Below are 19,969 nucleotides of genomic sequence, written 5' to 3' on the forward strand. Positions count from 1 at the left end.
CGCGTGGTTTTTTTCTGCCCGCAGATCAGGTGTTGGAGATGGCCGCATAGGCCTGGAGGGCGCTTTCCCGGGCCTGTTGGTGATCGACAATCGGCAGGGGATAATTCGCGCCGAGGTCGACTGCAGCGGAGGCGAGCACCGCCGCCGGCGCCTCCCAGGGTGCAAACAGGTATTTCGTTGGCAGGGCCGCGAGTTCCGGCACCCAGCGGCGGATGTAATGGCCTTCCGGGTCGAATTTCCTGCCCTGCAGGATGGGATTGAAGATGCGGAAGTAGGGCGCCGCGTCGGCGCCGCAGCCGGCCACCCACTGCCAGCCGCAGCTGTTGTTGGCGAGGTCTGCATCCACCAGCGTATCCCAGAACCAGCGCTCGCCCCACTGCCAGGGCAGCAGCAGGTGCTTGGTCAGGAAGGAGGCGGTGATCATCCGCACCCGGTTGTGCATGAAGCCGGTCTGCCACAGTTCGCGCATGCCGGCATCGACGATCGGGTAGCCGGTGCGTCCCCGTTGCCAGGCCTGCAGGTGTCCCTCCTGGGCCAGCCAGGGCATTGAACCAAAATTGCGTTTCAACGGCAGTACCGGCATCTCCGGGTTGTGGTAGAGCAACTGGTAGCTGAACTCCCGCCAGCCGAGTTCGGCGAGAAACTTGTTGCGCGCAGCTGCATCGGCTCCGGCTGCGCCCTGCAGCGCATGCCAGACCTGCCGCGGGGAGATCTCACCGAAGTGCAGGTGCGGCGATAGCCGCGAGGTGGCATTGAGGGCGGGAAAATCGCGCCCTTGCGGGTATTCATCCAGGGCATCCTTCAGGAAGCGTCGCAGCGCCGCGGCCGCCCCGGCTTCCCCTGGCTGCCACAGTTGCTGCCAGCCTGCCGCCCAGTCCGGTTTGACCGGCCGCAGGGCGAGTTCATCGATGTCCAGACCCGGGGGCTGAACCGCGGCGAAGTGCGCAGCCCGCGGTGCCCGCAGGGGCGGTGCGGGCTCGGGCTGGTTCATGCAGGCCCGCCAGAAGGGGGTGAATACCCGGTAGGGCTGGCCGCCGCCGGTGCGAATGGCATCGGGGTGGAACAGCAGGCCACCGGGATGTACCTGCAGGGCGATGTCGGCGGCCCACAGGCTGTCGCTGGTAGCGCGCAGCAGCAGGCGGCCCCGGGGTTCGCAGGCCTCGCTGCAGTAGACCGCGCTCGCACCCACCTCCGTGGCGAGTGCCAGCAATTCGTGGGCGCTTTTGCCGCGCCGGATATGCAGTGCGCTGCCGAGCTTGCGCAGGCTGGCATCCAGCGCCGCCAGGCTGTGGTGCAGCCACCAGCGGCTGGCGCCTCCAGGCGCCCAGTCGCCGTCCGCCTCCTCGTCGAGGATATAACAGGGAACCACGGCATAGCCCGAGGCGGCGGCCGCAGCCAGGCCCGGCAAGTCAGCCAGGCGCAGGTCGTTGCGGAACCAGTAAATGGCGCTATTCATCGCTGGGGTATTACCTCCGGATCAGGCGCTGCCGGCTTGCGGGGGGGCATAACCCCGCAGCCAGTCCAGCACCGCGGCGCGTTCCGCCGGGGTCTCCCGTGTCGATTCGCGCAGGTACAGGGGCTGCGCCTCGCGGTCCAGGAACAGGCCGCCGCTGACCCGCCCGGCCTCGCTTGCCGCTGCCAGCCAGACCGCGGTGTCCGCACCCTGTTCGGGGGAGCGCAGGAGCCAGCGCATGCAGCTGTGGAAGCCGGGCAGGCCGCGCTGCAGTCCCGGGGTATCGACCCAGCCCGGGTGCATGGCGTTGACCGCAATCCCGTAAGCGCGCCACGTCTCCGCCCAGTCCAGGGTGACGGCCATCAGCGCGCGCTTGGCCTGGGCATAGGCAACGGCGCCTGAGTAATCGTCGGCGTCCGCCTGGGCCAGCTGTGCCAGCGACAGGCACTGGGTGTACATGCCGCCGGACACAATATTGATGACCCGCGCCCCGTCACTGGCGCGCAGCGCCGGCAACAGGCCGAGGGTAAGGCGGTAGGGCGACAACAGCAGCAGCGCGGTACTGCGCTCGATGCCCTCGGTAGTGAGCGCGAATTCCGGGTACAGGGCACCGGCATTGTTGACCAGGATATCGATGGCTTCGCGCCTCTGGCGCAGGCGTTCGCACAGGGCATCGACCTCCGCGAGCAGGCTGAGGTCCGCTGTCTCGATACGGATTGCCGGGTTGCCCGTCTCGAACTGGATTTCTTCCCGCAGTTGCTGGCCCCGGCCCGCGTCGCGGACCACCAGCGTCAGCGCGGCGCCCCGTCGCGCCAGCGCCAGGGCCGTCGCCTTGCCCAGCCCCGAGGAGGCGCCGGTGACCAGCGCGTGCTGCCCTGCAAGATTGGCCGTTATCGCCTGCCAGTGCTTGCGGGCACGGCTGTAGCCGAAACGGGTGAATTGCACCAGCCGCGAAGGTGTATTGCGGGAAGGGGGCGTGAGTTCGGGGGGGGTGGCGGCGTCCTCCAGGGCCCGCCGCAGGCCCTCGATGGACTCGGCGCCCATGCGCTCCATGCCCGCTTGCAGCCGCGACTCTACCCGCCGGGGTAATCCCCTGAACTCAAAGCGCGCCCGGTACTCGAGCCGGGTGCCCCCGGCTTCCTCGTGCAGGCTGATGTCATCGGTAACGGTGAAAAAGCGGCTGCTGCCGCGCAGCGTCAGCTGTCCGGGCCGGTCCAGGGTGGTGATATGGTAATCGAGGTCCACCGAACCCAGCGGGAGGGCGCAATTCACCCGGAAGTGGCTGCCCTCACGCAGCGGCCCGGGCGTGAGCTTGCTCGCGGTTTGTGCCGTCGCATCCCATTCCGGGGTGTTGCTGAAATCCGCCAGGTAGTCAAAGACTTCGCCGGGGGCACGGGCGACCTTTATCGTCTCGTTCAGTTCTATCAAGCGTAGTTCGCCAGCAGGGGGATGTTCCCTTGTTTACGCAGCAATAGAACGATCGGTTCAGCGCGTTAGCTCAGGCCTCCTCGACAATATCCCGGTAGGCATACCAGGTGGCGTGGCCCAGCAGTGGCACCACCAGGATCATGCCCCACAGCCGCGTGCCGAAACCGAAGGCCACCAGCGCCACGATGATCAGGGCCCACAGAATCATGGCCGGAAAATCGCGCAGGAAGGCCCGGGCGCTGGTGCGCATGGCCACCCGCGGCGTGACATGGCGGTCGATGATCATGGGCACGCTCACCACGGAGAGCGCGAAGACTATGGCGCAGATGACCAGGAAGGTCGTTGCGTAGGCCGTCAGCTGGTGCGGGGACAGGCGGTCGAGGACGTCGCCCCAGACCGTGCTGTTGAGGCTCGGGGCGACACTGTCGCCGCTCGCCAGCAGGAACAGCCCGGCGATGGCGATCCCCGCTATGGCGATTGTCGCCAGGACGCAGGCAAACTGGAACAGTCGTTCGCGGTTGCGGGTGACGACCTCCAGGGAACGCTGGAAATCGCATTGCGCGCCATGATCGCGGCAGCGGGAGAGTTCGCATACCCCCGCTGTGATCACCGGTCCCACCACCAGGAAGGCGGTAAGCGCCAGTCCCACGTACAGGGGGTGTTGCTGGTAGGCCAGGATCAGGGCTCCGAGGAAGGAGATGATCACGCCGTAGGCGAGGCTGGCACCGGGGCTGTGCATCAGGCCGTCCCAGCCCTCCGCCAGCCAGATAAACGGGCGGGTCAGGGGGACGCGGTGCAGGGGGAAGGTGTCCATCGACGGGTGTATTGCGCGCATACAGGCCTCCTTCGGCGAGATTGTCTCGCACAGTTCGTGCCGGAGGCGGCGCTGGGTGCCATGACTGCCGGGCGCAAGCGCCATTGCCGTTACCGGCCAACAGATTACCCTGAGTTTAGTCCATTCCAGTGAACTGTGTGACCAGACATCAAACGCGAGGCTCCGGGAATTCGACAGCTGGTTGGACCATCCGGGCCCCGGAGTGCGCGAGCCCGGGTCCCTCCTGCCCTGCGTCAAATGACGTAGCCCCCTGCGCCAGTTGACGAATAGTGGTACAGGACCCGATCCCCCAGTATTGGTGACATCGGTTTTAACCGACACACCGGCGGCCACGTGCTGCTCGACAATGACAGCCTGAACACAGGTGGGGGAAGAGATGAACAAACTTGCATGGAAGTCGGCGGGCGCAGCGGTGTTGACCGCGGCCGCTCTGCCAGCCCTGGCAGGGGCTAAAATGGAGATTGGTGACGAGTCCTGGGTCAGCCTGGGAGCGGGACTGCGCACCGCGTTCACGGCAGTTGAAGACGGCGCGCCGAGCGGCGATGACTGGAGCACGGATTTCGATGTGCAGAACATCCGCCTCTACTTCACCGGCCAGATCACCGACAAGATCGGTATCACCTTCAACACCGATGAAATCTTTGGCGACGGCCCGGTGGACACCCTGGACGTGATCGCGCGCTTTGAGTTCAGCGAGGCCTTCAATGTCTGGATGGGCCGCATGCTGACGCCGGCGGACCGCATCGAGATGAATGGGCCGTTCTACAGTGTTAGCTGGAACCAGTACACCGTGCCGCTGTATCCCTCCGACCAGGGCGGCGATGCGGGCACCTACGGCCGCGACGATGGCCTCACCGTGTGGGGACGGGTAGGCAAGTTCCAGTACGCCGTGGGCGGTTTCGAGGGCGTGAGCGGCGGACCCAACGAGGAAGACAACATCCTCTGGGCCGGCCGTTTCGCCTACAACATCCTCGCCTCGGAAAACAGCCCGGCCTACTACACCAGCAGCACCTACTTCGGCAGCCTGGGTAATATCCTGACCGTGGCCGCCTCGGTGCAGAACCAGGACGGCGGCACCGGCAGCGCCACCGAGTCCGGTGACTTCACCGGCTACACACTGGAAGTGTTCTCGGAAACGGCCCTCGGTGGCGGTGCGGTGCTCAACATCGAAGCCGAATACAAGGAGTTCGAGGCGGACTACACCATCGCCTCGCCCGCGGCGGGCGACTGTTTCTGCCTGTTCGACGGTGAATCCTGGTTCGGCACGGCCTCCTTCCTGTTCGGCGGCAAGATCGGCCCGGGCCAGGTCCAGCCCTACCTGCGCTACGTGGAGAACTCGCCATCCGACGGCGACGATTCCGACCTCACCGAGATCGGCGTGAACTACTGGATTTCCGGTTACAACGCGCGCCTCAACTTCAACTTCGGCACCGGCGACGCCAACATCAGCGGGTACAAGGGTTCGGATTCCGATTCCTTCTCCTTCGGCGTTCAACTCCAGATCTGATTACCCAGCAGAGGAAATACGATTATGAAAATCAGGAAAATTGCTTCAATTGCAGCGGTCGCCGCCGGCACGGCGCTGCTCAGCGCCAGCCTCTACGCGGCGGATACCATCAAGGTCGGCGTGCTGCACTCGCTCTCCGGCACCATGGCAATCAGCGAAACCACGCTGAAAGACACCGTGCTGATGATGGTCGACGAGCAGAACAAGAAAGGCGGCGTGATGGGCAAGAAACTGGAAGCCGTGGTGGTGGACCCGGCCTCCAACTGGCCGCTGTTCGCGGAAAAAGCCCGCGAATTGCTCACCCAGGACGATGTCGACGTGATCTTCGGTTGCTGGACCTCGGTGTCGCGCAAATCCGCGCTGCCGGTGATCGAGGAACTCAACGGCCTGCTGTTCTACCCCGTGCAGTACGAGGGTGAAGAGTCGTCCAAGAACGTGTTCTACACTGGCGCCGCGCCGAACCAGCAGGCCATTCCCGCCGTCGATTACCTGATGAACGACATCGAGGTGGAGCGCTGGGTGCTCGCGGGTACCGACTACGTCTATCCCCGGACCACCAACAAAATCCTCGAGGCCTACCTGAAAGCCAAGGGCGTCGCCGACGAGGATATCATGATCAACTACACCCCCTTCGGCCATTCCGACTGGCAGAGCATCGTCGCGGATATCAAGAAGTTCGGCAGCGCGGGCAAGAAAACCGCGGTGGTTTCCACCATCAACGGCGACGCCAACGTTCCCTTCTACAAGGAACTGGGTAACCAGGGCATCTCCGCGGAAGACATCCCGGTGGTGGCCTTCTCCGTGGGCGAGGAGGAACTCTCAGGTATAGACACCGCGCCGCTGGTTGGCCACCTCGCCGCCTGGAACTACTTCGAGAGCGTGGATACCCCGGAAAACGCGGCGTTCATCAAGCAGTGGCACGAATTCATCGGCGATGAGAAGCGCGTGACCAACGACCCGATGGAAGCGACCTATATCGGCTTCAACATGTGGGTGAAAGCGGTGGAGAAAGCCGGCACCACCGACGTGGACGCGGTCGAGCAGGCGATGATCGGCATGACCACGCCGAACCTGACCGGCGGCGTTGCCACCATGGGTAAAAACCACCACCTGTCCAAGCCGGTGCTGATCGGCGAGATCCAGGATGACGGCCAGTTCCTGGTGGTTTCCGAGACCGAGGACCTGGTGCCTGGCGACGCGTGGTCCGACTTCCTGCCCGGTTCCAAGGACATCATTGCTGACTGGACTGCGCCGATCAAGTGCGGCAACTACAACACGGTCACCAAAACCTGTTCAGGGCAGAACTACTAACAGCAGGGACAATCAGGTGTGAGACGTTGAGAGGCCCCAGGGCCTCTCCTTTTTCACTCCCAGAGGTATTTCGTTTGTTTCCGGAGAATGCTCTTGAACGTAATCAGTAAGGCCCTAATTACCTGCGCCTTCGTCCTGTGGTCACTCACGACCCATGCGCAGGACGCCGGTACCGAAGATCTGCATGCGATCGCCCAGGAACTGGGCAGTGTCTCGCTGAGCAAGATGCCGAAAGTCCTGGAGCGACTGGTGGCCGCGGGTGGCGACAGCATCGTGCCGCTGGCCGACGCCCTGCTGGCGGGTGACCTGTACGTCGACGCGGACAGCAAGTCGCTGGTAATCGCGACCGCCGCCGGCGGCGACAGGTTCACCGTGCGCGACGCGCTGGATGGCACTGAAGTCGGGGAACAAACGAAATCCAATCTGAAAAAAGTCCGGGTGACCAACAAGGTGCGGGTGCAGTTGCGCGACATCATCGCGCGGATGACCCTGCTGGCCAAGGACCCGGAAGTGCGCAAAAAAGCCGTGAAAAATATTTTGCAGCGACCCGACGATGAAAGTGTCGCGTTGCTGCGCGAAGCGGTGCTCAGCGAGTCCAACCAAGAAGTCGCCGACCTGCAGTGGGTGGTTATCGGGCTCTACGACCTGCAGAACAGCGAGGACCCCACGGTACAGTTGCAGGCCCTCGGGCATTTCGAGGGCAGTGTCGAACCGGAGGTGCGCAATGCGCTGCAGGCACTGGTCGACAGCGACGCGGCTGCAGCGCCGGAAATCCGCCGCAAGGCGAAGTCGCTGCTGGCGGAGATCGATTCCAAGATCGCTTTTTACGAGTTCCTGGAAACCCTGTTCTTCGGCCTCAGCCTCGGCTCGGTCCTGCTGCTGGTGGCTACAGGTCTTGCGATCACCTTCGGCGTCATGGGCGTGATCAATATGGCCCACGGCGAGTTGATCATGCTCGGCGCCTACACCACCTACGTGGTGCAGCTGTTGATGCCCGACCATATCGGCCTGTCCATCCTGGTGGCGATTCCCGCGGCGTTTATTGTTTCCGCGCTGGTCGGCGTGCTCATCGAGCGCGGGGTGATCCGCTTCCTGCACGGCCGGCCGCTGGAAACCCTGCTGGCCACCTTCGGTATCAGCCTGGTGTTGCAGCAGGCGGTGCGCAGTATTTTTTCGCCGCTCAACCGGCAGGTGTCCACGCCCGACTGGATGTCCGGCTCGCTGGAGATCAACGCCATTTTCTCCATCACCTATAACCGCCTTTACGTGCTGATCTTCGCCCTGCTGGTGTTTGTCGCGCTGCAGCTGATCCTGAAGAAGACCTCCCTCGGCCTGCACGTGCGCGCGGTCTCCCAGAACCGCAACATGGCGCGCTCGCTGGGTATTCGCACCGAGTGGGTGGACGCCATGACCTTCGGCCTCGGCTCGGGTATCGCCGGGCTCGCGGGGGTGGCGCTCAGCCAGCTGACCAACGTCGGCCCCAACCTCGGCCAGGCCTACATCATCGACTCCTTCATGGTGGTGGTGTTCGGTGGCGTGGGTAACCTGTGGGGCACCCTGGTGGGCGGCTTCACCCTGGGTATCGCCAACAAGTTCCTGGAACCGGCCACCGGCGCGGTGCTGGCGAAAATTCTCGTACTGGTATTCATCATCCTGTTCATCCAGAAATGGCCGCGCGGGCTGTTTCCGCAAAAGGGGAGGGCCGCCGAATGAGCAATCTCTACGGCCAGTTTTCGGCCCTGCACCAGTTGCGCGAGAAGGCGCCGGTCTTCGTCGCCGTGCTGTTCGCGGTTACCGCCTGGGCTTCCGCCTGCAACCTGTTGCTGCCGGAGGATTCGTTCTTCCATGTCAGCACCTTCACCATCACCCTGCTCGGCAAGTACCTGTGCTACGCGCTGCTGGCGATGGCGGTGGATGTGGTCTGGGGTTACTGCGGTATTCTCAGTCTCGGTCACGGCGCGTTTTTCGCCCTCGGCGGCTACGCCATGGGCATGTACCTGATGCGCCAGATCGGCGATCGCGGCGTCTACGGCGACCCGCTGCTGCCGGATTTCATGGTTTTCCTCAACTGGCAGGAACTGCCCTGGTACTGGCTGGGCTTCGACAGCTTCTGGTTCGCCATGCTGATGGTGCTGCTGGTGCCCGGCCTGCTGGCCTTTGTCTTCGGCTGGCTGGCCTTCCGCTCCCGGGTGGCGGGGGTCTACCTGTCGATCATCACCCAGGCCCTGACCTATGCGCTGATGCTGGCCTTCTTCCGCAACGAGATGGGCTTCGGCGGCAACAACGGCCTCACCGACTTCAAGGACATCCTCGGTTTCGACCTGCAGGCGGATGTCACCCGGGTATCGCTGTTCATCGCCACCGCGCTGATCCTGGCGCTGGCTTACTGCGCCAGCCAGTTGATCCTGTGTTCGAAGTTCGGCCGGGTGATTCTCGCGGTGCGCGACGCCGAGGCGCGCACCCGCTTTACCGGCTACCGTACCGAGACCTACAAGGTCTGGCTGTTCGTCTACTCCGCCGTGCTCGCGGGAATCGCCGGGGCGCTGTACGTGCCCCAGGTGGGGATCATCAACCCCGGTGAGTTCTCGCCGCTGAACTCCATCGAGATCGTGGTCTGGGTGGCGGTGGGCGGACGCGGTACCCTCTACGGCGCGGTGATCGGCGCCCTGCTGGTGAACTACGCCAAGACGCGGTTTACCGCGATCATGCCGGAAGCCTGGCTGTTCGCCCTCGGCGCCCTGTTCGTCGCGGTGACCCTGTTCCTGCCCCGCGGTCTCACCGGCCTGGTGGCGGGCTACCTGCCGGGCAAGCGCCGCAAGGATGACACGCTGAAGGAGGCCACCGCATGAGCCTGCGCCAAACCATGGGTGAACTCACCAATCGCGATCGGGTCTGGCCCTTTCTGGTGCCGGACCAGGGGCCGCGGGTGGACGTCTCCAAGCAGGTGATCCTCTACATCGAGGGCCTGTCGGTTTCCTTCGACGGATTCCGGGCGATCAACAACCTCAACCTTTATATCAACGACGGCGAACTGCGCTGCCTGATCGGCGCCAACGGCGCGGGTAAAACCACGCTGATGGACATCATCACCGGCAAGACCCGCCCCGACACCGGCCAGGTCTACTTCGGCCGCAACCTGAACCTGCTCGGGCGCAGCGAGGCGGAGATCGCCGAACTGGGCATCGGCCGCAAGTTCCAGAAGCCGACGGTGTTCGAGGCGCAGACCGTGTACGCCAACCTGGAGCTCGCGCTGCGGGCGGACAAGGGCATCCTGCCCTCGCTGACCTCGCGGCTCACCAGCGAAAAGCGCGATCGTATCGACGAGGTACTGCGTACCATCGGCCTGTCCGACGAGCGCGCCAAGCTGGCCGGTGCGCTGTCCCATGGCCAGAAGCAGTGGCTGGAGATCGGCATGCTGCTGATCGCCGACCCGCGCCTGCTGCTGGTGGACGAGCCGGTGGCCGGGATGACTGCCCAGGAAACTGAGCGCACCGCGGAATTGCTGACCTCGCTGGCCGGCGAGCGCACCGTGGTGGTGGTCGAGCACGACATGGAATTCGTGCGCAGCATCGCCCGCACCGTCACTGTGCTCGACCAGGGCACCGTGCTGGCGGAGGGTACCATGGACCAGATTCAGAGCGATCCGAGGGTGATCGAGGTTTACCTGGGGGAATCACATTGATCAGTTTCGCGAAGGTTAACCAGTTGTACGGCGGCACCCAGATCCTCTGGGACCTGGATATGGAAATCGCCAAAGGGTCCGTCACCTGCATCATGGGCCGCAACGGCGTGGGCAAGACCACCCTGCTGAAATGCCTGATGGGCCTGCTGCCGATCGCCTCCGGTTCCCTGACCATCGGCGGCGAGGATTTCAGCAGGCGCAACGCCGAGTCGCGGCCGCGGGCCGGTATCGGCTTCGTGCCCCAGGGCCGCGACATCTTTCCCCTGCTGACGGTGGAGGAGAACCTGCGCACCGCGCTGGCGGCGGGTCGCAGCCCCGGCAATACCATACCGGAGAAAATCTACGATCTGTTCCCGGTGCTCAAGGAAATGCTCGGTCGTCGCGGCGGCGACCTGTCCGGCGGCCAGCAGCAGCAGCTGGCGATCGGCAGGGCGCTGGTGCTGCAGCCGGAAATCCTCATCCTCGACGAACCCAACGAGGGTATCCAGCCGAACATCGTCAAGCAGATCGGCGATGTCATCACCCAGCTCAACGAGGAGGAGGGCATGACCGTGGTGCTGGTGGAACAGAAGCTCGGCTTCGCCCGCCGTGTCGGGCGCGAATTCCGCCTGATGGAAAAGGGCCGGGTGGTGGCTTCGGGCGCCATGCCCGAGCTGTCCGACGAGTTGATTGCCAAACACCTGGCGGTTTAGACACAGAATTCCTTATCGCCATGTGCCGCGCGGTGTACCATGCTCTGCTCACCGACGGCCGACAGGAGACAGACAATGCATAAATTTCCCATTGCCGCCGCAGCCAGCCTGGCCAGCGCCGGCGCCTTTGCCCACAGTGGCGACCACGCCGGCAATGCCCTGCAGGCGCTCTCCCATATCTGGACTCACGCGGATCACTGGCTGACCCTGGTTGGTGTAGCCGTTGTCACCATCGCCGGCCTGGTTTACCAGCGTGCGCGCCAGGGCATGCATTCCACCGGGGAAGAACGCGGGGAGTGAACAGCCCCGCTGTTTTCCAGGCCGCGACCGCGGGCACCTGGCCGGCCCGACTGGAACTGCAGGTCGGCAGGCGCGGCGACAGCAGCCGGTTGCGGCGCTGCCATCACCGCGGCCCCCTCTATGTGCAGCGGGCCTTTTATCCGGAAGGCGAGGACCTCGCGCACCTCTACCTGCTGCACCCGCCGGGTGGTGTGGTTTCCGGCGACGCCCTGCAAATACGCGTGGAGTGCCAGCAGGATGCGCGCGCCCTGGTGACGACACCCGGCGCCGGGCGCATCTACAGGGCGCGGGATACCCTGCCCCTGCAACAGCAGAAGGTGGAGCTGCGCCTGCAGCCCGGCGCCAGCCTGGAGTGGTTTCCGCTGGAAACCATTGTCTACGACGGTGCCTGTGTCGATATGGGCACGGCAGTGCACCTGGCGAAAGACAGCGCCTTTATCGGCTGGGAACTGGCCTGTTTCGGCTTGCCCGCCTCCGGTGCACCCTTCAGCCGCGGCAGTTTTCGCCAGTGTTACCGCATTTTCCGTGAAGGCGTGCCGCTGTTTATCGACGCACTGGACATCGACGACAGCAACCGCGATGCGCTGCTATCCGGCCCGGCGGCGATGCGCGGCAGCGCGGTGTCCGGTTTTTTCCTGGCGGGGCCTTTCGCGCGGGAACAGGGCCGGGCGTTGATCGAGACAATCCGCGGGCTGCAGGTGCCGGACGCCGCGCCAGCTGACAGTTGCGCCATCTCCCAGGTCGGCGACCTGCTGGTGGGGCGCTACCTGGGCGGCAGCGCCGAGCGCGCCCGCTGCCAGTTTGCGCGCTGGTGGCAGGTCCTGCGACCGGCCCTGCTGTCGCGGCAAGCCTGTCCGCCGCGCATCTGGCTGACCTGACCTGGTGAATACGAAGAGGAAGCGATGGAACTGTTACCCAGAGAAAAAGACAAGTTGCTCATCGTCACGGCGGCGCTGCTCGCCGAGCGCCGCCTGGCGCGCGGGCTGAAGCTCAACTACCCGGAGGCTGTGGCCCTGCTGACCCTGGAAATCATCGAGGGTGCCCGGGACGGCAGGAGCGTGGCGGAACTGATGAGCTACGGCCGGGAAATCCTCAGCGTGGACCAGGTGATGCCCGGCGTCGCGGAGATGATCCACGAGGTGCAGGTGGAAGCGACATTTCCGGACGGGACCAAGCTGGTCACCGTCCACGACCCGATCCAGTAGCGGAGGCGCGCATGAAACCCGGAGAACTGTTCCCCGCGGACGGGGACATCGAACTCAACGCGGGGCGGGAGACCCTGACCCTGGCGGTGAGGAACACCGGCGACCGGCCGGTCCAGGTGGGTTCCCACTACCACTTTTACGAGGTCAATCCGGCGCTGGATTTCGACCGCGAGGCGGCGCGGGGCTTTCGCCTCAATATTGCCTCGGGCACCGCGGTGCGCTTTGAGCCGGGGCAAGAGCGGGAGGTGGAACTGGTGGCCTACGCCGGCGCGCGCAAGGTCTACGGCTTTCGCGCCGAGGTCATGGGTGAGCTCGATGCGGGCCAGCCCTGATGACCACTATCCCGAAAATCACGATAAGGCCCTGAGCAGCCACAGCGGCTGCTTGTCCACCAGCACGGAGCGGGGAACACGGCAATGACACGAATCGACAGAAAATCCTACGCCGCGATGTTCGGTCCCACCACCGGTGACCGGGTGCGGCTCGGCGATACCGCGCTGGTGATCGAAGTGGAAAAGGACTTCACCACCTACGGCGACGAGGTGAAGTTCGGCGGCGGCAAGGTCATCCGCGACGGCATGGGCCAGGGCCAGCTTTCTGCGGCGCAGGTCGCCGACACGGTGATTACCAACGCGCTGATCCTCGACCACTGGGGTATCGTCAAGGCCGACGTGGGGATCAAGAATGGCCGTATCAGCGGTATCGGCAAGGCCGGCAACGCGGACATCCAGGACAACGTGACCATCCATATCGGCGCCGGCACCGAGGTCATCGCCGGGGAGGGCAGCATCCTCACCGCCGGTGGTATCGACGCGCACATTCACTTCATCTGCCCGCAGCAGGTGGAGGAGGCGCTGATGTCCGGCGTCACCACCATGATCGGCGGCGGCACCGGCCCGGCCACCGGCACCAACGCCACCACCTGTACGCCCGGACCCTGGCACATCGGCCGCATGCTGCAGGCCACCGATGGCATGCCGATGAACTTCGGCTTTCTCGGCAAGGGCAACGCCAGCCTGCCGGTACCCCTGGAGGAACAGTTGCAGGCGGGCGCCTGCGGCCTGAAGCTGCACGAGGACTGGGGCACCACGCCGGCGTCTATCGACAACTGCCTGTCGGTGGCGGAGGCCTACGACGTGCAGGTCGCCATCCACACCGACACGCTCAACGAATCCGGTTTTGTCGGCGACACCCTCGCTGCCTTCCGCGGCCGGGCCATCCACACCTACCACACGGAAGGCGCGGGCGGCGGCCACGCCCCGGACATCATCCGCGCCTGCGCGGAGGCCAACGTCCTGCCCTCGTCGACCAACCCGACGCGGCCCTATACCCGCAACACAGTGGACGAGCACCTCGACATGCTGATGGTCTGCCACCACCTCGACCCCTCCATCCCCGAGGATGTGGCCTTCGCCGACTCCCGCATCCGCAAGGAAACCATCGCCGCAGAGGATATCTTCCACGACCTCGGCGCCTTCAGCATGATCGCCTCGGATTCGCAGGCCATGGGGCGGGTGGGCGAGGTGGTTACCCGCACCTGGCAGACGGCCCACAAGATGAAACTGCAGCGCGGGGCGCTGGCCGAAGACAACGAGCGCATGGACAACTACCGCGCCCGCCGCTACATCGCCAAGTACACCATCAACCCGGCCATCACCCACGGTATCGACAGCGAGGTGGGTTCGGTGGAAGTGGGCAAGCTGGCGGACCTGGTACTGTGGAAACCGGCATTTTTCGGTGCCAAGCCCTCCATGATCATCAAGGGCGGGATGATCGCCGCGGCGCCCATGGGCGATCCCAACGCCTCGATCCCGACGCCGCAGCCGGTGCATTACCGGCCGATGTTCGGCGCCCACCCGGACGCGGCGAAACGCACCTCGCTGACTTTTGTCGCCGGGGCCGCCATCGAGGCAGGGGTCGCCGCGCGACTGGGCCTGGGGCGGCAACTGATTGCCTGCCGCAACACCCGCAGCATCCGCAAGTCCGATATGATCCTCAACGCCTGGCAGCCGGTAGTGACCGTGGACCCGCAGACCTACGAGGTGCGCGCCGACGGCGAACTGCTGGTGTGTGAGCCGGCGGAAATCCTGCCGCTGGCCCAGCTCTACAACCTGTTCTGAGCAGAGTCGAAATAATGTACGAAATCTATGAACGCCTGACCGCGGTGCCCTCGGAGAAAATCCGCGGCGATATCGTGCTCGATCACCTGCAGCGCGAACGCGGGCGCTTCCGCGCCTGGACCAGCGGCGGCGAGGAAGTCCGGGTTTTCCTCGAACGCGGCCAGACCCTGCGGGTCGGCGAAATTCTGCGCGCCGCCTGCGGCGCCTGCTTCGTGGTCGCCGGTGCCGAGGAAGAGGTCACCTGGGCTGGTACCGACGACTGGCAACTGTTCAGCCGCGCCTGCTATCACCTCGGCAACCGGCATACCAAGGTGCAGATCGGCGCGCGCTGGCTGCGCATCAGCCGCGACCACGTGCTGGAAGACATGCTCCGCGACCTCGGGCTGCAGACCCGGGACGAGGTCGCGGTGTTCATACCCGAGTCCGGCGCCTACGCGGGTAAGGGCCACGCCCACCACCACGGTGATCACGACCACGGCGACCACCACGACCACAGCCATGGCCATCACCACCACTGACACGGCGCTGCTGCGGCTGCTGCAACTGGCCAGCCCGGCGCTGCCGGTGGGCGGCTACGCCTTCTCCCAGGGCCTGGAAACCGCCCTCGAACTGGGCTGGGTGAAGGACGCGGCCAGCACCCGGGACTGGTTGCGCCAGCAGATCCTGCATTCCCTGGCGCGGGTAGACGTGCCGCTGCTGTTGCGCCTGCACCGCGCGGCGCTGGGTGGCGATGCGGACAGTTTCGATTACTTCAACAGCTACGCGCTGGCCTGCCGGGAAACCGCGGAACTGCGCCTGACCGACAGCGCCATGGGCGAGGCGCTGTGTCGCCTGCTGCCGGAGGTGGGCCTGCCGTTGCCGGCGCTCGGCGGCGACTCGAGCTTCACCGCGGTATTTGCCTGGGCGGCGGCGCACTGGGGTATCGATGAAAACACGGCGGCCAGCGGTTTCCTCTGGGCATGGCTGGAAAACCAGGTGGCGGCGGCCACCAAGCTGGTGCCGCTGGGGCAGAGCGCGGCGCAGCGCCTGCTGGGCGAGTTGATGCCCGCGCTCAACGAGGCCCTGGCCTGTGGTGCGGCGCTGGAAGATGCCGGCATCGGTAGTTCGCTGCCGGCGCTGGCACTGGCCAGCGCCTGGCATGAGACCCAGTACACACGATTGTTCCGATCCTGAGGAGTGAGACCATGAACCCGAAACAAACCCTGCGCGTCGGAGTCGGCGGCCCGGTGGGCTCCGGCAAGACGGCCCTGCTGCGCGCGCTGTGTGCCGCACTGCGCGACGTCTACGATATCGCAGTTGTCACCAACGATATCTACACCCGCGAGGACGCGGAGTTCCTCACCCGCAATGAAGCGCTGTCCGCGGACCGCATCCTCGGCGTGGAAACCGGCGGCTGCCCGCACACCGCCATCCGCGAGGACGCCTCCATGAACCTCGCCGCCATCGATGAACTGCAGCGCCGCCACGGCGACCTGGACGTGATCTTTGTGGAGAGCGGCGGCGACAACCTGTCGGCCACCTTCAGCCCCGAGCTTTCGGACCTGACCATCTACGTGATCGACGTGTCCGCTGGCGACAAGATCCCCCGCAAGGGCGGGCCGGGCATCACCCGCTCCGATCTGCTGATCATCAACAAGACCGACCTGGCGCCGCTGGTGGGCGCATCGCTGGAAGTGATGGACCGGGATGCGAAGAAAATGCGCGGCGAGCGCCCCTTCGTGTTTTCCAACCTGAAAGCCGGTGAGGGGCTCGACGCCATTATCGCCTTCATCGTGCGCGAGGGCATGTTGCCGGAGCGGGCGATCGAGGCGCAGGCCTGAGAGGCGGCCTTTGCGGGCCGAGAGCTGCCCGACGCCATTCAGCTGTAGCTGCTGCGAATCCGCCGGGCACTGTACTACACTGCACCTGAATGAATCGAACCCCGGAGCCCCGGTCTTCGCGTAGCAGTCGTTCCGGGGCCCGTGCAACACAATAAAAGCGGAGCAGCGGATGCGAAACCTGAAAACCACCTGTCTTGGCTGCCTGCTCGCGGTGGCCCTCAGCCTGCCGGCCAGCGCTCGCGCCGAAGCGATAGAAATCGCGCCCGCAGCGGACCGTGAACGGGCGCAGGCACTGGGCGCCTACGGTCCCGTCAAGAGCCAGGGCATCGCCGCCGCCGAGGTCATGGGAAGCATGCCGCTGGACGCGGACTTTCCCGCGCTCGAAGGCTATGTCATGCGCGCCCGCCGGATCACCGTCCTGCCCGGCGGCGTGGTCGGCGTGCACCAGCACGCGGGCCGGCCGGGTGTGCTATACATGTTGGAAGGCGAAATGAGCGAAATCCGCAGTGACCAGGCGCAGCCGAATAACTGGTCCGCCGGGGAGATGACCTTCGAAAGCCACGGCACCATCCACTGGTGGCGCAATGACGGCGAAACCAGTTCGGTGGCCTTCGTGGTGGATATTGTTCCCGCCGATCCTCAATGAACCTGGTGCAGGTAAGGTGAAATGAACCCGGGCGATTACGATCTGCAAATCAACCTCAAGCGCTGGACCCTGGTCCTCGGCGTGTTGCAGATCACCGTCGGTTGCCTGGTCGGTTTCATCCCGCCAGGCGCCGTAGAGTGGTTCCGCGGTATCGTCATGGCGCACATCGAGTACACGGTCAACGGTATCCTGGTGATCGTCCTGGGCTTCCTGCTCACCGAGATGCGACTGGGTACGGCGGCACTCTGGGTGTGGTTCGTCACGCTGCAACTGGGCACCTGGACCAACGGCAGCGCCGGCCTGGTGGGCGCCTTCGCCGGGGCATCCTCGCAACTGATGCCGACCATCAACGAGAAATTCCCGCCGCCCCACGGCACCGACAACCCGCTGGTCTCCGGTTTGCTGCAGCTCTGCGGCCTGACCATCATGGTGGCGCTGCTGTTGACCCTGTATGGACTGCTGCGCAAGGGAGGTACTGCACGGAGCCCGGTTGCCGGTGAGTAGGGTGAGGGTCGCCATCCCGCCGATGGCGCGGATTGCCCGGTGACGCTGACCACGCACATCCGGCAACTGGCCAGCGATGACGCAGGACAGCTGTCGGCGTTTTACCAGCGCAACGCGCAGCACCTGCGTCGGTGGGAACCCCTGAGGGACGGGCAATACCACAGCGAAGCTGCATGGCAGGCGCGGGTGCGGGAACGGCTGTCGGAACAGGCTGCGGGCCACTCCGCCTATTTCCACAGCTTCGACGGCGGGAACGGCCGGCTGATTGCCACCTGTGCCCTGACCAATATCGTCAGGGGGCCATTCCAGGCGTGCAATATCGGCTACGCCATTGACGCGGGGTTCGAAGGCCGGGGCCTGATGAAACAGCTTTGCCGGCAAGTCATCGACTTTGCTTTCGGCCAGCTAGAACTCAACCGGATCATGGCCAACTACATGCCCGACAACCAGCGCTCGGCAGCACTGCTGGCCAGCCTCGGCTTCCGCCAGGAAGGGCGCGCGGAGAAATACCTGCTGATCAACGGCAGCTGGGAGGACCATATCCTGTCGTCCCTGCTGCATCCGCGGCACCGCTGAACACTGGCAGTGCCCGCTAATCGGCTACGCCTTCCTGGAACGTGCGCACTGGAGAGACGGTGGTAGGAGGGCTCGATAGTCGGCTTTATGTGCAGCTGTATTGCCGTTGACGGAACAGGATTAGTGCGCCGCGGTCTTGCTGCAGGGCTGAGCGACGGACTCCTTCACAGCACATTCCTCTGCCCGGATATCCGCAGCGACAAGGTCGGCGAGTTCGTCGGCAACGTCCGGAATCGCCTGTAGTTCCGCTGCCGCGCGCTGTCGGAGTGAAGGGTCCGCTACGGCCAGCATTTCGACGCGCAACAGCCACTCCCTGGGGTAGCGGTGAAGATTTTCGTGCAGGTATTCCAGAGTTTGCCGGTCCGGGGGCGCCACGGAAACGCGTAGCGAAGCGACGCGCTGGTAGGCGCCCATCAATGCGCTGTCCGCAGGTTTGCGCACGGTTTTACTGGCGGGCGGGAGGGCGAACAGCTGCCACCTGCCCTTGTCTGCCACACCGCCATACACCGATGTCACCCGTGAACCCACCACCAGGTCGTAGGCTCCCCACTCCGGCCTGAACAGGGCGTTTCCGTCCAGGTCGGTCACTGTGCAATCGTCGAATTCCAGGATGAGGTTGCGGTGTTCCTGGCGGAATACCTGCCGCAACACGCCGCGGACGGTGATGCCGGAGAGGTATTCCAGGGTCACCGGCCGGTCGATGGCAATATCGTGGGCCTTGAGTTCGTCGATCGTGTACAGCGAGAGGCAGCGGCTGAAATCCTTGAGCTGGCCGATCGGCGAACCGAAGCCGCGGGCGTGGCGTTCCACGCCGTGGCCGAACACCTCGCAGTCGCGGTAGGCCAGTTGCGTCGGGCCGGCGGTGCGCAGGTAGACCGCGTTGCCCACGGCGTCACACAGTACCTCCTGCATTACGCCGCTGACCTGTACACCCGAGTCGTAGAGCGCCGTGCACACGGTGCCGGCCTGTACGGCCTTCTGCAGCGCCGCCGCGCCGCCGCGCTGGTAGGCCATGGTGCGGGCGAATTCCTCGAGTACCTGGCTGAGGTGCCTGCAGCTGCGGGTGACGTAGAGTTGCGGCTGTTCCGCAGTGATATCGTAGGGCTGGCTGACGGCGTTGACGGTAAGGGGCAGTTTTTTTACCCGCTGGTCGTCGAGGCAGTGGCGGCTTTCACCGAGCGAGGAGAGCAGGCCCGCACCGAAAATTTTATAGTCCTCCAGGCTGCCGACCAGCCCGTACTCCACCGTCCACCAGTGCAGGCGGCTCAGCAGGCTGGCCTCGGAAACCTCGCAGCTGGCCGCACTGGCCTGCCGCAGTCGCGCCTCCGCGGCGGCGATATCGGCCTCCGTGCTGTCACCGCATTCCTTGACGATGGAAAGGTGCCTGATGGCTTCGTAGAGCGCCATGTCTTCCCGGCTGGGTATCGCCTTTGCGCCAATCTCGCCAAAGCGCTGCAGGAACTCGGCGTAGTCGATATCGACGATAAAGGGCGCATGGCCGGCGGACTCGTGCACGATGTCCGGGGCGGGGGTATGGAAAATGTGCTCTACGCTGCGCATGTCCAGGGCGATCACCAGGATCTTCAGCGACTGGAATTCCATAAAGACGGCCGGGGGGATGAATCCGTCCACCACCAGCGCGCGCCAGCCCAGGGGTTCCAGCTGTGCGTTCATGGCATCAATCGAGGGAATCTGGTCCAGGCTGATGCCGGTGCGCGCCAGGCCCTCGCGATACACCGGGTGTGCGCTTTGGTCCAGCTGCCGGGTGAGGTGGCGCATGATGAAACGCCACAGGGCGTGGTCCCGCGGTGAATAGTGTTCCGGCTGCTGCACGGTGACGAAGGGGCGCAGGTGAACCGGCAGGCTGGCAATGATCTCGCGCTGGTTCAT

Annotated in this window: 21 protein-coding genes; 17 read left to right on the top strand and 4 right to left on the bottom strand. The window is 64.9% G+C overall.

Annotation, left to right across the window (positions count from 1 at the left end; all coding sequences use genetic code 11):
* Positions 1 to 25 precede the first annotated feature (25 nt).
* The 3 genes from ACNKU3_RS02035 to ACNKU3_RS02045 form a co-directional block, all read right to left on the bottom strand.
* Positions 26 to 1,456, bottom strand: a complete 1,431-nt coding sequence (locus ACNKU3_RS02035) for a cryptochrome/photolyase family protein (protein WP_418257738.1) — start codon at positions 1,454 to 1,456, stop codon at positions 26 to 28.
* Between the two features lie 21 nt (positions 1,457 to 1,477).
* Entirely contained in the window at positions 1,478 to 2,881 is a 1,404-nt protein-coding gene (locus ACNKU3_RS02040) for an SDR family NAD(P)-dependent oxidoreductase (protein ID WP_418257739.1), read from the bottom strand.
* Positions 2,882 to 2,951: 70 nt separating this feature from the next.
* Positions 2,952 to 3,716, bottom strand: a complete 765-nt coding sequence (locus ACNKU3_RS02045) for a DUF2189 domain-containing protein (protein ID WP_418257740.1) — start codon at positions 3,714 to 3,716, stop codon at positions 2,952 to 2,954.
* A 376-nt stretch (positions 3,717 to 4,092) separates the two neighbouring features.
* Between ACNKU3_RS02045 and ACNKU3_RS02050 the strand changes: the two genes are divergently transcribed.
* From ACNKU3_RS02050 to ACNKU3_RS02130, 17 genes are all read left to right on the top strand, one after another.
* Positions 4,093 to 5,223, top strand: coding sequence for a hypothetical protein (locus tag ACNKU3_RS02050; protein ID WP_418257741.1), 1,131 nt, complete (start codon positions 4,093 to 4,095; stop codon positions 5,221 to 5,223).
* Positions 5,224 to 5,247: 24 nt separating this feature from the next.
* Positions 5,248 to 6,534: an urea ABC transporter substrate-binding protein gene (gene urtA, locus ACNKU3_RS02055; protein ID WP_418257742.1), complete on the top strand. Its 1,287-nt coding sequence runs from the start codon at positions 5,248 to 5,250 to the stop codon at positions 6,532 to 6,534.
* Positions 6,535 to 6,627: 93 nt separating this feature from the next.
* Positions 6,628 to 8,247 (top strand): urea ABC transporter permease subunit UrtB, encoded by a 1,620-nt coding sequence (gene urtB / locus ACNKU3_RS02060; RefSeq protein WP_418257743.1) that lies wholly within the window; start codon positions 6,628 to 6,630, stop codon positions 8,245 to 8,247.
* Positions 8,244 to 9,383 carry an urea ABC transporter permease subunit UrtC gene (gene urtC / locus ACNKU3_RS02065; protein ID WP_418257744.1) on the top strand — a complete coding sequence of 380 codons (1,140 nt, stop codon included), beginning with the start codon at positions 8,244 to 8,246 and terminating at the stop codon, positions 9,381 to 9,383. Before urtB ends, urtC begins: the two co-directional genes overlap by 4 nt.
* Positions 9,380 to 10,216, top strand: coding sequence for an urea ABC transporter ATP-binding protein UrtD (urtD, locus tag ACNKU3_RS02070; RefSeq protein WP_418257745.1), 837 nt, complete (start codon positions 9,380 to 9,382; stop codon positions 10,214 to 10,216). Before urtC ends, urtD begins: the two co-directional genes overlap by 4 nt.
* On the top strand, positions 10,213 to 10,908 hold the full coding sequence (urtE, locus tag ACNKU3_RS02075) for an urea ABC transporter ATP-binding subunit UrtE (RefSeq protein ID WP_418257746.1): 696 nt from the start codon (positions 10,213 to 10,215) through the stop codon (positions 10,906 to 10,908). The genes urtD and urtE overlap by 4 nt, the downstream gene beginning before the upstream one ends.
* A gap of 75 nt (positions 10,909 to 10,983) precedes the next feature.
* The gene (locus ACNKU3_RS02080) at positions 10,984 to 11,208 is read left to right on the top strand and encodes a hypothetical protein (protein ID WP_418257747.1); all 225 of its coding nucleotides are present in this window, start codon (positions 10,984 to 10,986) and stop codon (positions 11,206 to 11,208) included.
* Complete coding sequence (locus ACNKU3_RS02085; protein WP_418257748.1) at positions 11,205 to 12,086, top strand: urease accessory protein UreD; 882 nt, start codon at positions 11,205 to 11,207, stop codon at positions 12,084 to 12,086. The genes ACNKU3_RS02080 and ACNKU3_RS02085 overlap by 4 nt, the downstream gene beginning before the upstream one ends.
* A 24-nt stretch (positions 12,087 to 12,110) precedes the next feature.
* Positions 12,111 to 12,413, top strand: a complete 303-nt coding sequence (locus tag ACNKU3_RS02090; RefSeq protein ID WP_418257749.1) for an urease subunit gamma — start codon at positions 12,111 to 12,113, stop codon at positions 12,411 to 12,413.
* A gap of 11 nt (positions 12,414 to 12,424) precedes the next feature.
* Complete coding sequence (locus ACNKU3_RS02095; RefSeq protein WP_418257750.1) at positions 12,425 to 12,745, top strand: urease subunit beta; 321 nt, start codon at positions 12,425 to 12,427, stop codon at positions 12,743 to 12,745.
* 84 nt (positions 12,746 to 12,829) lie between these two features.
* Complete coding sequence (gene ureC / locus ACNKU3_RS02100) at positions 12,830 to 14,533, top strand: urease subunit alpha (RefSeq protein WP_418257751.1); 1,704 nt, start codon at positions 12,830 to 12,832, stop codon at positions 14,531 to 14,533.
* Between the two features lie 14 nt (positions 14,534 to 14,547).
* Positions 14,548 to 15,051 (top strand): urease accessory protein UreE, encoded by a 504-nt coding sequence (ureE, locus tag ACNKU3_RS02105; protein WP_418257752.1) that lies wholly within the window; start codon positions 14,548 to 14,550, stop codon positions 15,049 to 15,051.
* On the top strand, positions 15,032 to 15,706 hold the full coding sequence (locus tag ACNKU3_RS02110; RefSeq protein WP_418257753.1) for an urease accessory protein UreF: 675 nt from the start codon (positions 15,032 to 15,034) through the stop codon (positions 15,704 to 15,706). The genes ureE and ACNKU3_RS02110 overlap by 20 nt, the downstream gene beginning before the upstream one ends.
* Positions 15,707 to 15,717: 11 nt before the next feature.
* Complete coding sequence (gene ureG, locus ACNKU3_RS02115) at positions 15,718 to 16,353, top strand: urease accessory protein UreG (protein ID WP_418257754.1); 636 nt, start codon at positions 15,718 to 15,720, stop codon at positions 16,351 to 16,353.
* A gap of 169 nt (positions 16,354 to 16,522) precedes the next feature.
* A complete protein-coding gene (locus tag ACNKU3_RS02120) occupies positions 16,523 to 16,999 on the top strand; it encodes a cupin domain-containing protein (protein ID WP_418257755.1) in 477 nt (158 codons plus the stop codon).
* A 21-nt stretch (positions 17,000 to 17,020) separates the two neighbouring features.
* Entirely contained in the window at positions 17,021 to 17,503 is a 483-nt protein-coding gene (locus tag ACNKU3_RS02125; protein WP_418257756.1) for a hypothetical protein, read from the top strand.
* A 39-nt stretch (positions 17,504 to 17,542) separates the two neighbouring features.
* Positions 17,543 to 18,079 (top strand): GNAT family N-acetyltransferase, encoded by a 537-nt coding sequence (locus ACNKU3_RS02130; protein WP_418257757.1) that lies wholly within the window; start codon positions 17,543 to 17,545, stop codon positions 18,077 to 18,079.
* Positions 18,080 to 18,199: 120 nt separating this feature from the next.
* On the opposite strand, the gene ACNKU3_RS02135 is transcribed toward ACNKU3_RS02130, so the two are convergent.
* Complete coding sequence (locus tag ACNKU3_RS02135; RefSeq protein WP_418257758.1) at positions 18,200 to 19,969, bottom strand: aromatic amino acid hydroxylase; 1,770 nt, start codon at positions 19,967 to 19,969, stop codon at positions 18,200 to 18,202.

Origin of the sequence: Haliea sp. E17 (assembly GCF_048323675.1) — a bacterium.
GTDB lineage: Bacteria > Pseudomonadota > Gammaproteobacteria > Pseudomonadales > Halieaceae > Mangrovimicrobium.

Bases quoted from the DNA above. Each gene is read 5' to 3' on its own strand.
- ACNKU3_RS02035 (WP_418257738.1), bottom strand. From the start codon at position 1,456: ATGAATAGCGCCATTTACTGGTTCCGCAACGACCTGCGCCTGGCTGAC.
- ACNKU3_RS02045 (WP_418257740.1), bottom strand. From the start codon at position 3,716: ATGCGCGCAATACACCCGTCGATGGACACCTTCCCCCTGCACCGCGTC.
- ACNKU3_RS02050 (WP_418257741.1), top strand. From the start codon at position 4,093: ATGAACAAACTTGCATGGAAGTCGGCGGGCGCAGCGGTGTTGACCGCG.
- urtA (WP_418257742.1), top strand. From the start codon at position 5,248: ATGAAAATCAGGAAAATTGCTTCAATTGCAGCGGTCGCCGCCGGCACG.
- urtC (WP_418257744.1), top strand. From the start codon at position 8,244: ATGAGCAATCTCTACGGCCAGTTTTCGGCCCTGCACCAGTTGCGCGAG.
- urtD (WP_418257745.1), top strand. From the start codon at position 9,380: ATGAGCCTGCGCCAAACCATGGGTGAACTCACCAATCGCGATCGGGTC.
- ACNKU3_RS02080 (WP_418257747.1), top strand. From the start codon at position 10,984: ATGCATAAATTTCCCATTGCCGCCGCAGCCAGCCTGGCCAGCGCCGGC.
- ACNKU3_RS02090 (WP_418257749.1), top strand. From the start codon at position 12,111: ATGGAACTGTTACCCAGAGAAAAAGACAAGTTGCTCATCGTCACGGCG.
- ACNKU3_RS02095 (WP_418257750.1), top strand. From the start codon at position 12,425: ATGAAACCCGGAGAACTGTTCCCCGCGGACGGGGACATCGAACTCAAC.
- ureC (WP_418257751.1), top strand. From the start codon at position 12,830: ATGACACGAATCGACAGAAAATCCTACGCCGCGATGTTCGGTCCCACC.
- ureE (WP_418257752.1), top strand. From the start codon at position 14,548: ATGTACGAAATCTATGAACGCCTGACCGCGGTGCCCTCGGAGAAAATC.
- ACNKU3_RS02110 (WP_418257753.1), top strand. From the start codon at position 15,032: ATGGCCATCACCACCACTGACACGGCGCTGCTGCGGCTGCTGCAACTG.
- ureG (WP_418257754.1), top strand. From the start codon at position 15,718: ATGAACCCGAAACAAACCCTGCGCGTCGGAGTCGGCGGCCCGGTGGGC.
- ACNKU3_RS02120 (WP_418257755.1), top strand. From the start codon at position 16,523: ATGCGAAACCTGAAAACCACCTGTCTTGGCTGCCTGCTCGCGGTGGCC.
- ACNKU3_RS02125 (WP_418257756.1), top strand. From the start codon at position 17,021: ATGAACCCGGGCGATTACGATCTGCAAATCAACCTCAAGCGCTGGACC.
- ACNKU3_RS02135 (WP_418257758.1), bottom strand. From the start codon at position 19,969: ATGAACCAGCGCGAGATCATTGCCAGCCTGCCGGTTCACCTGCGCCCC.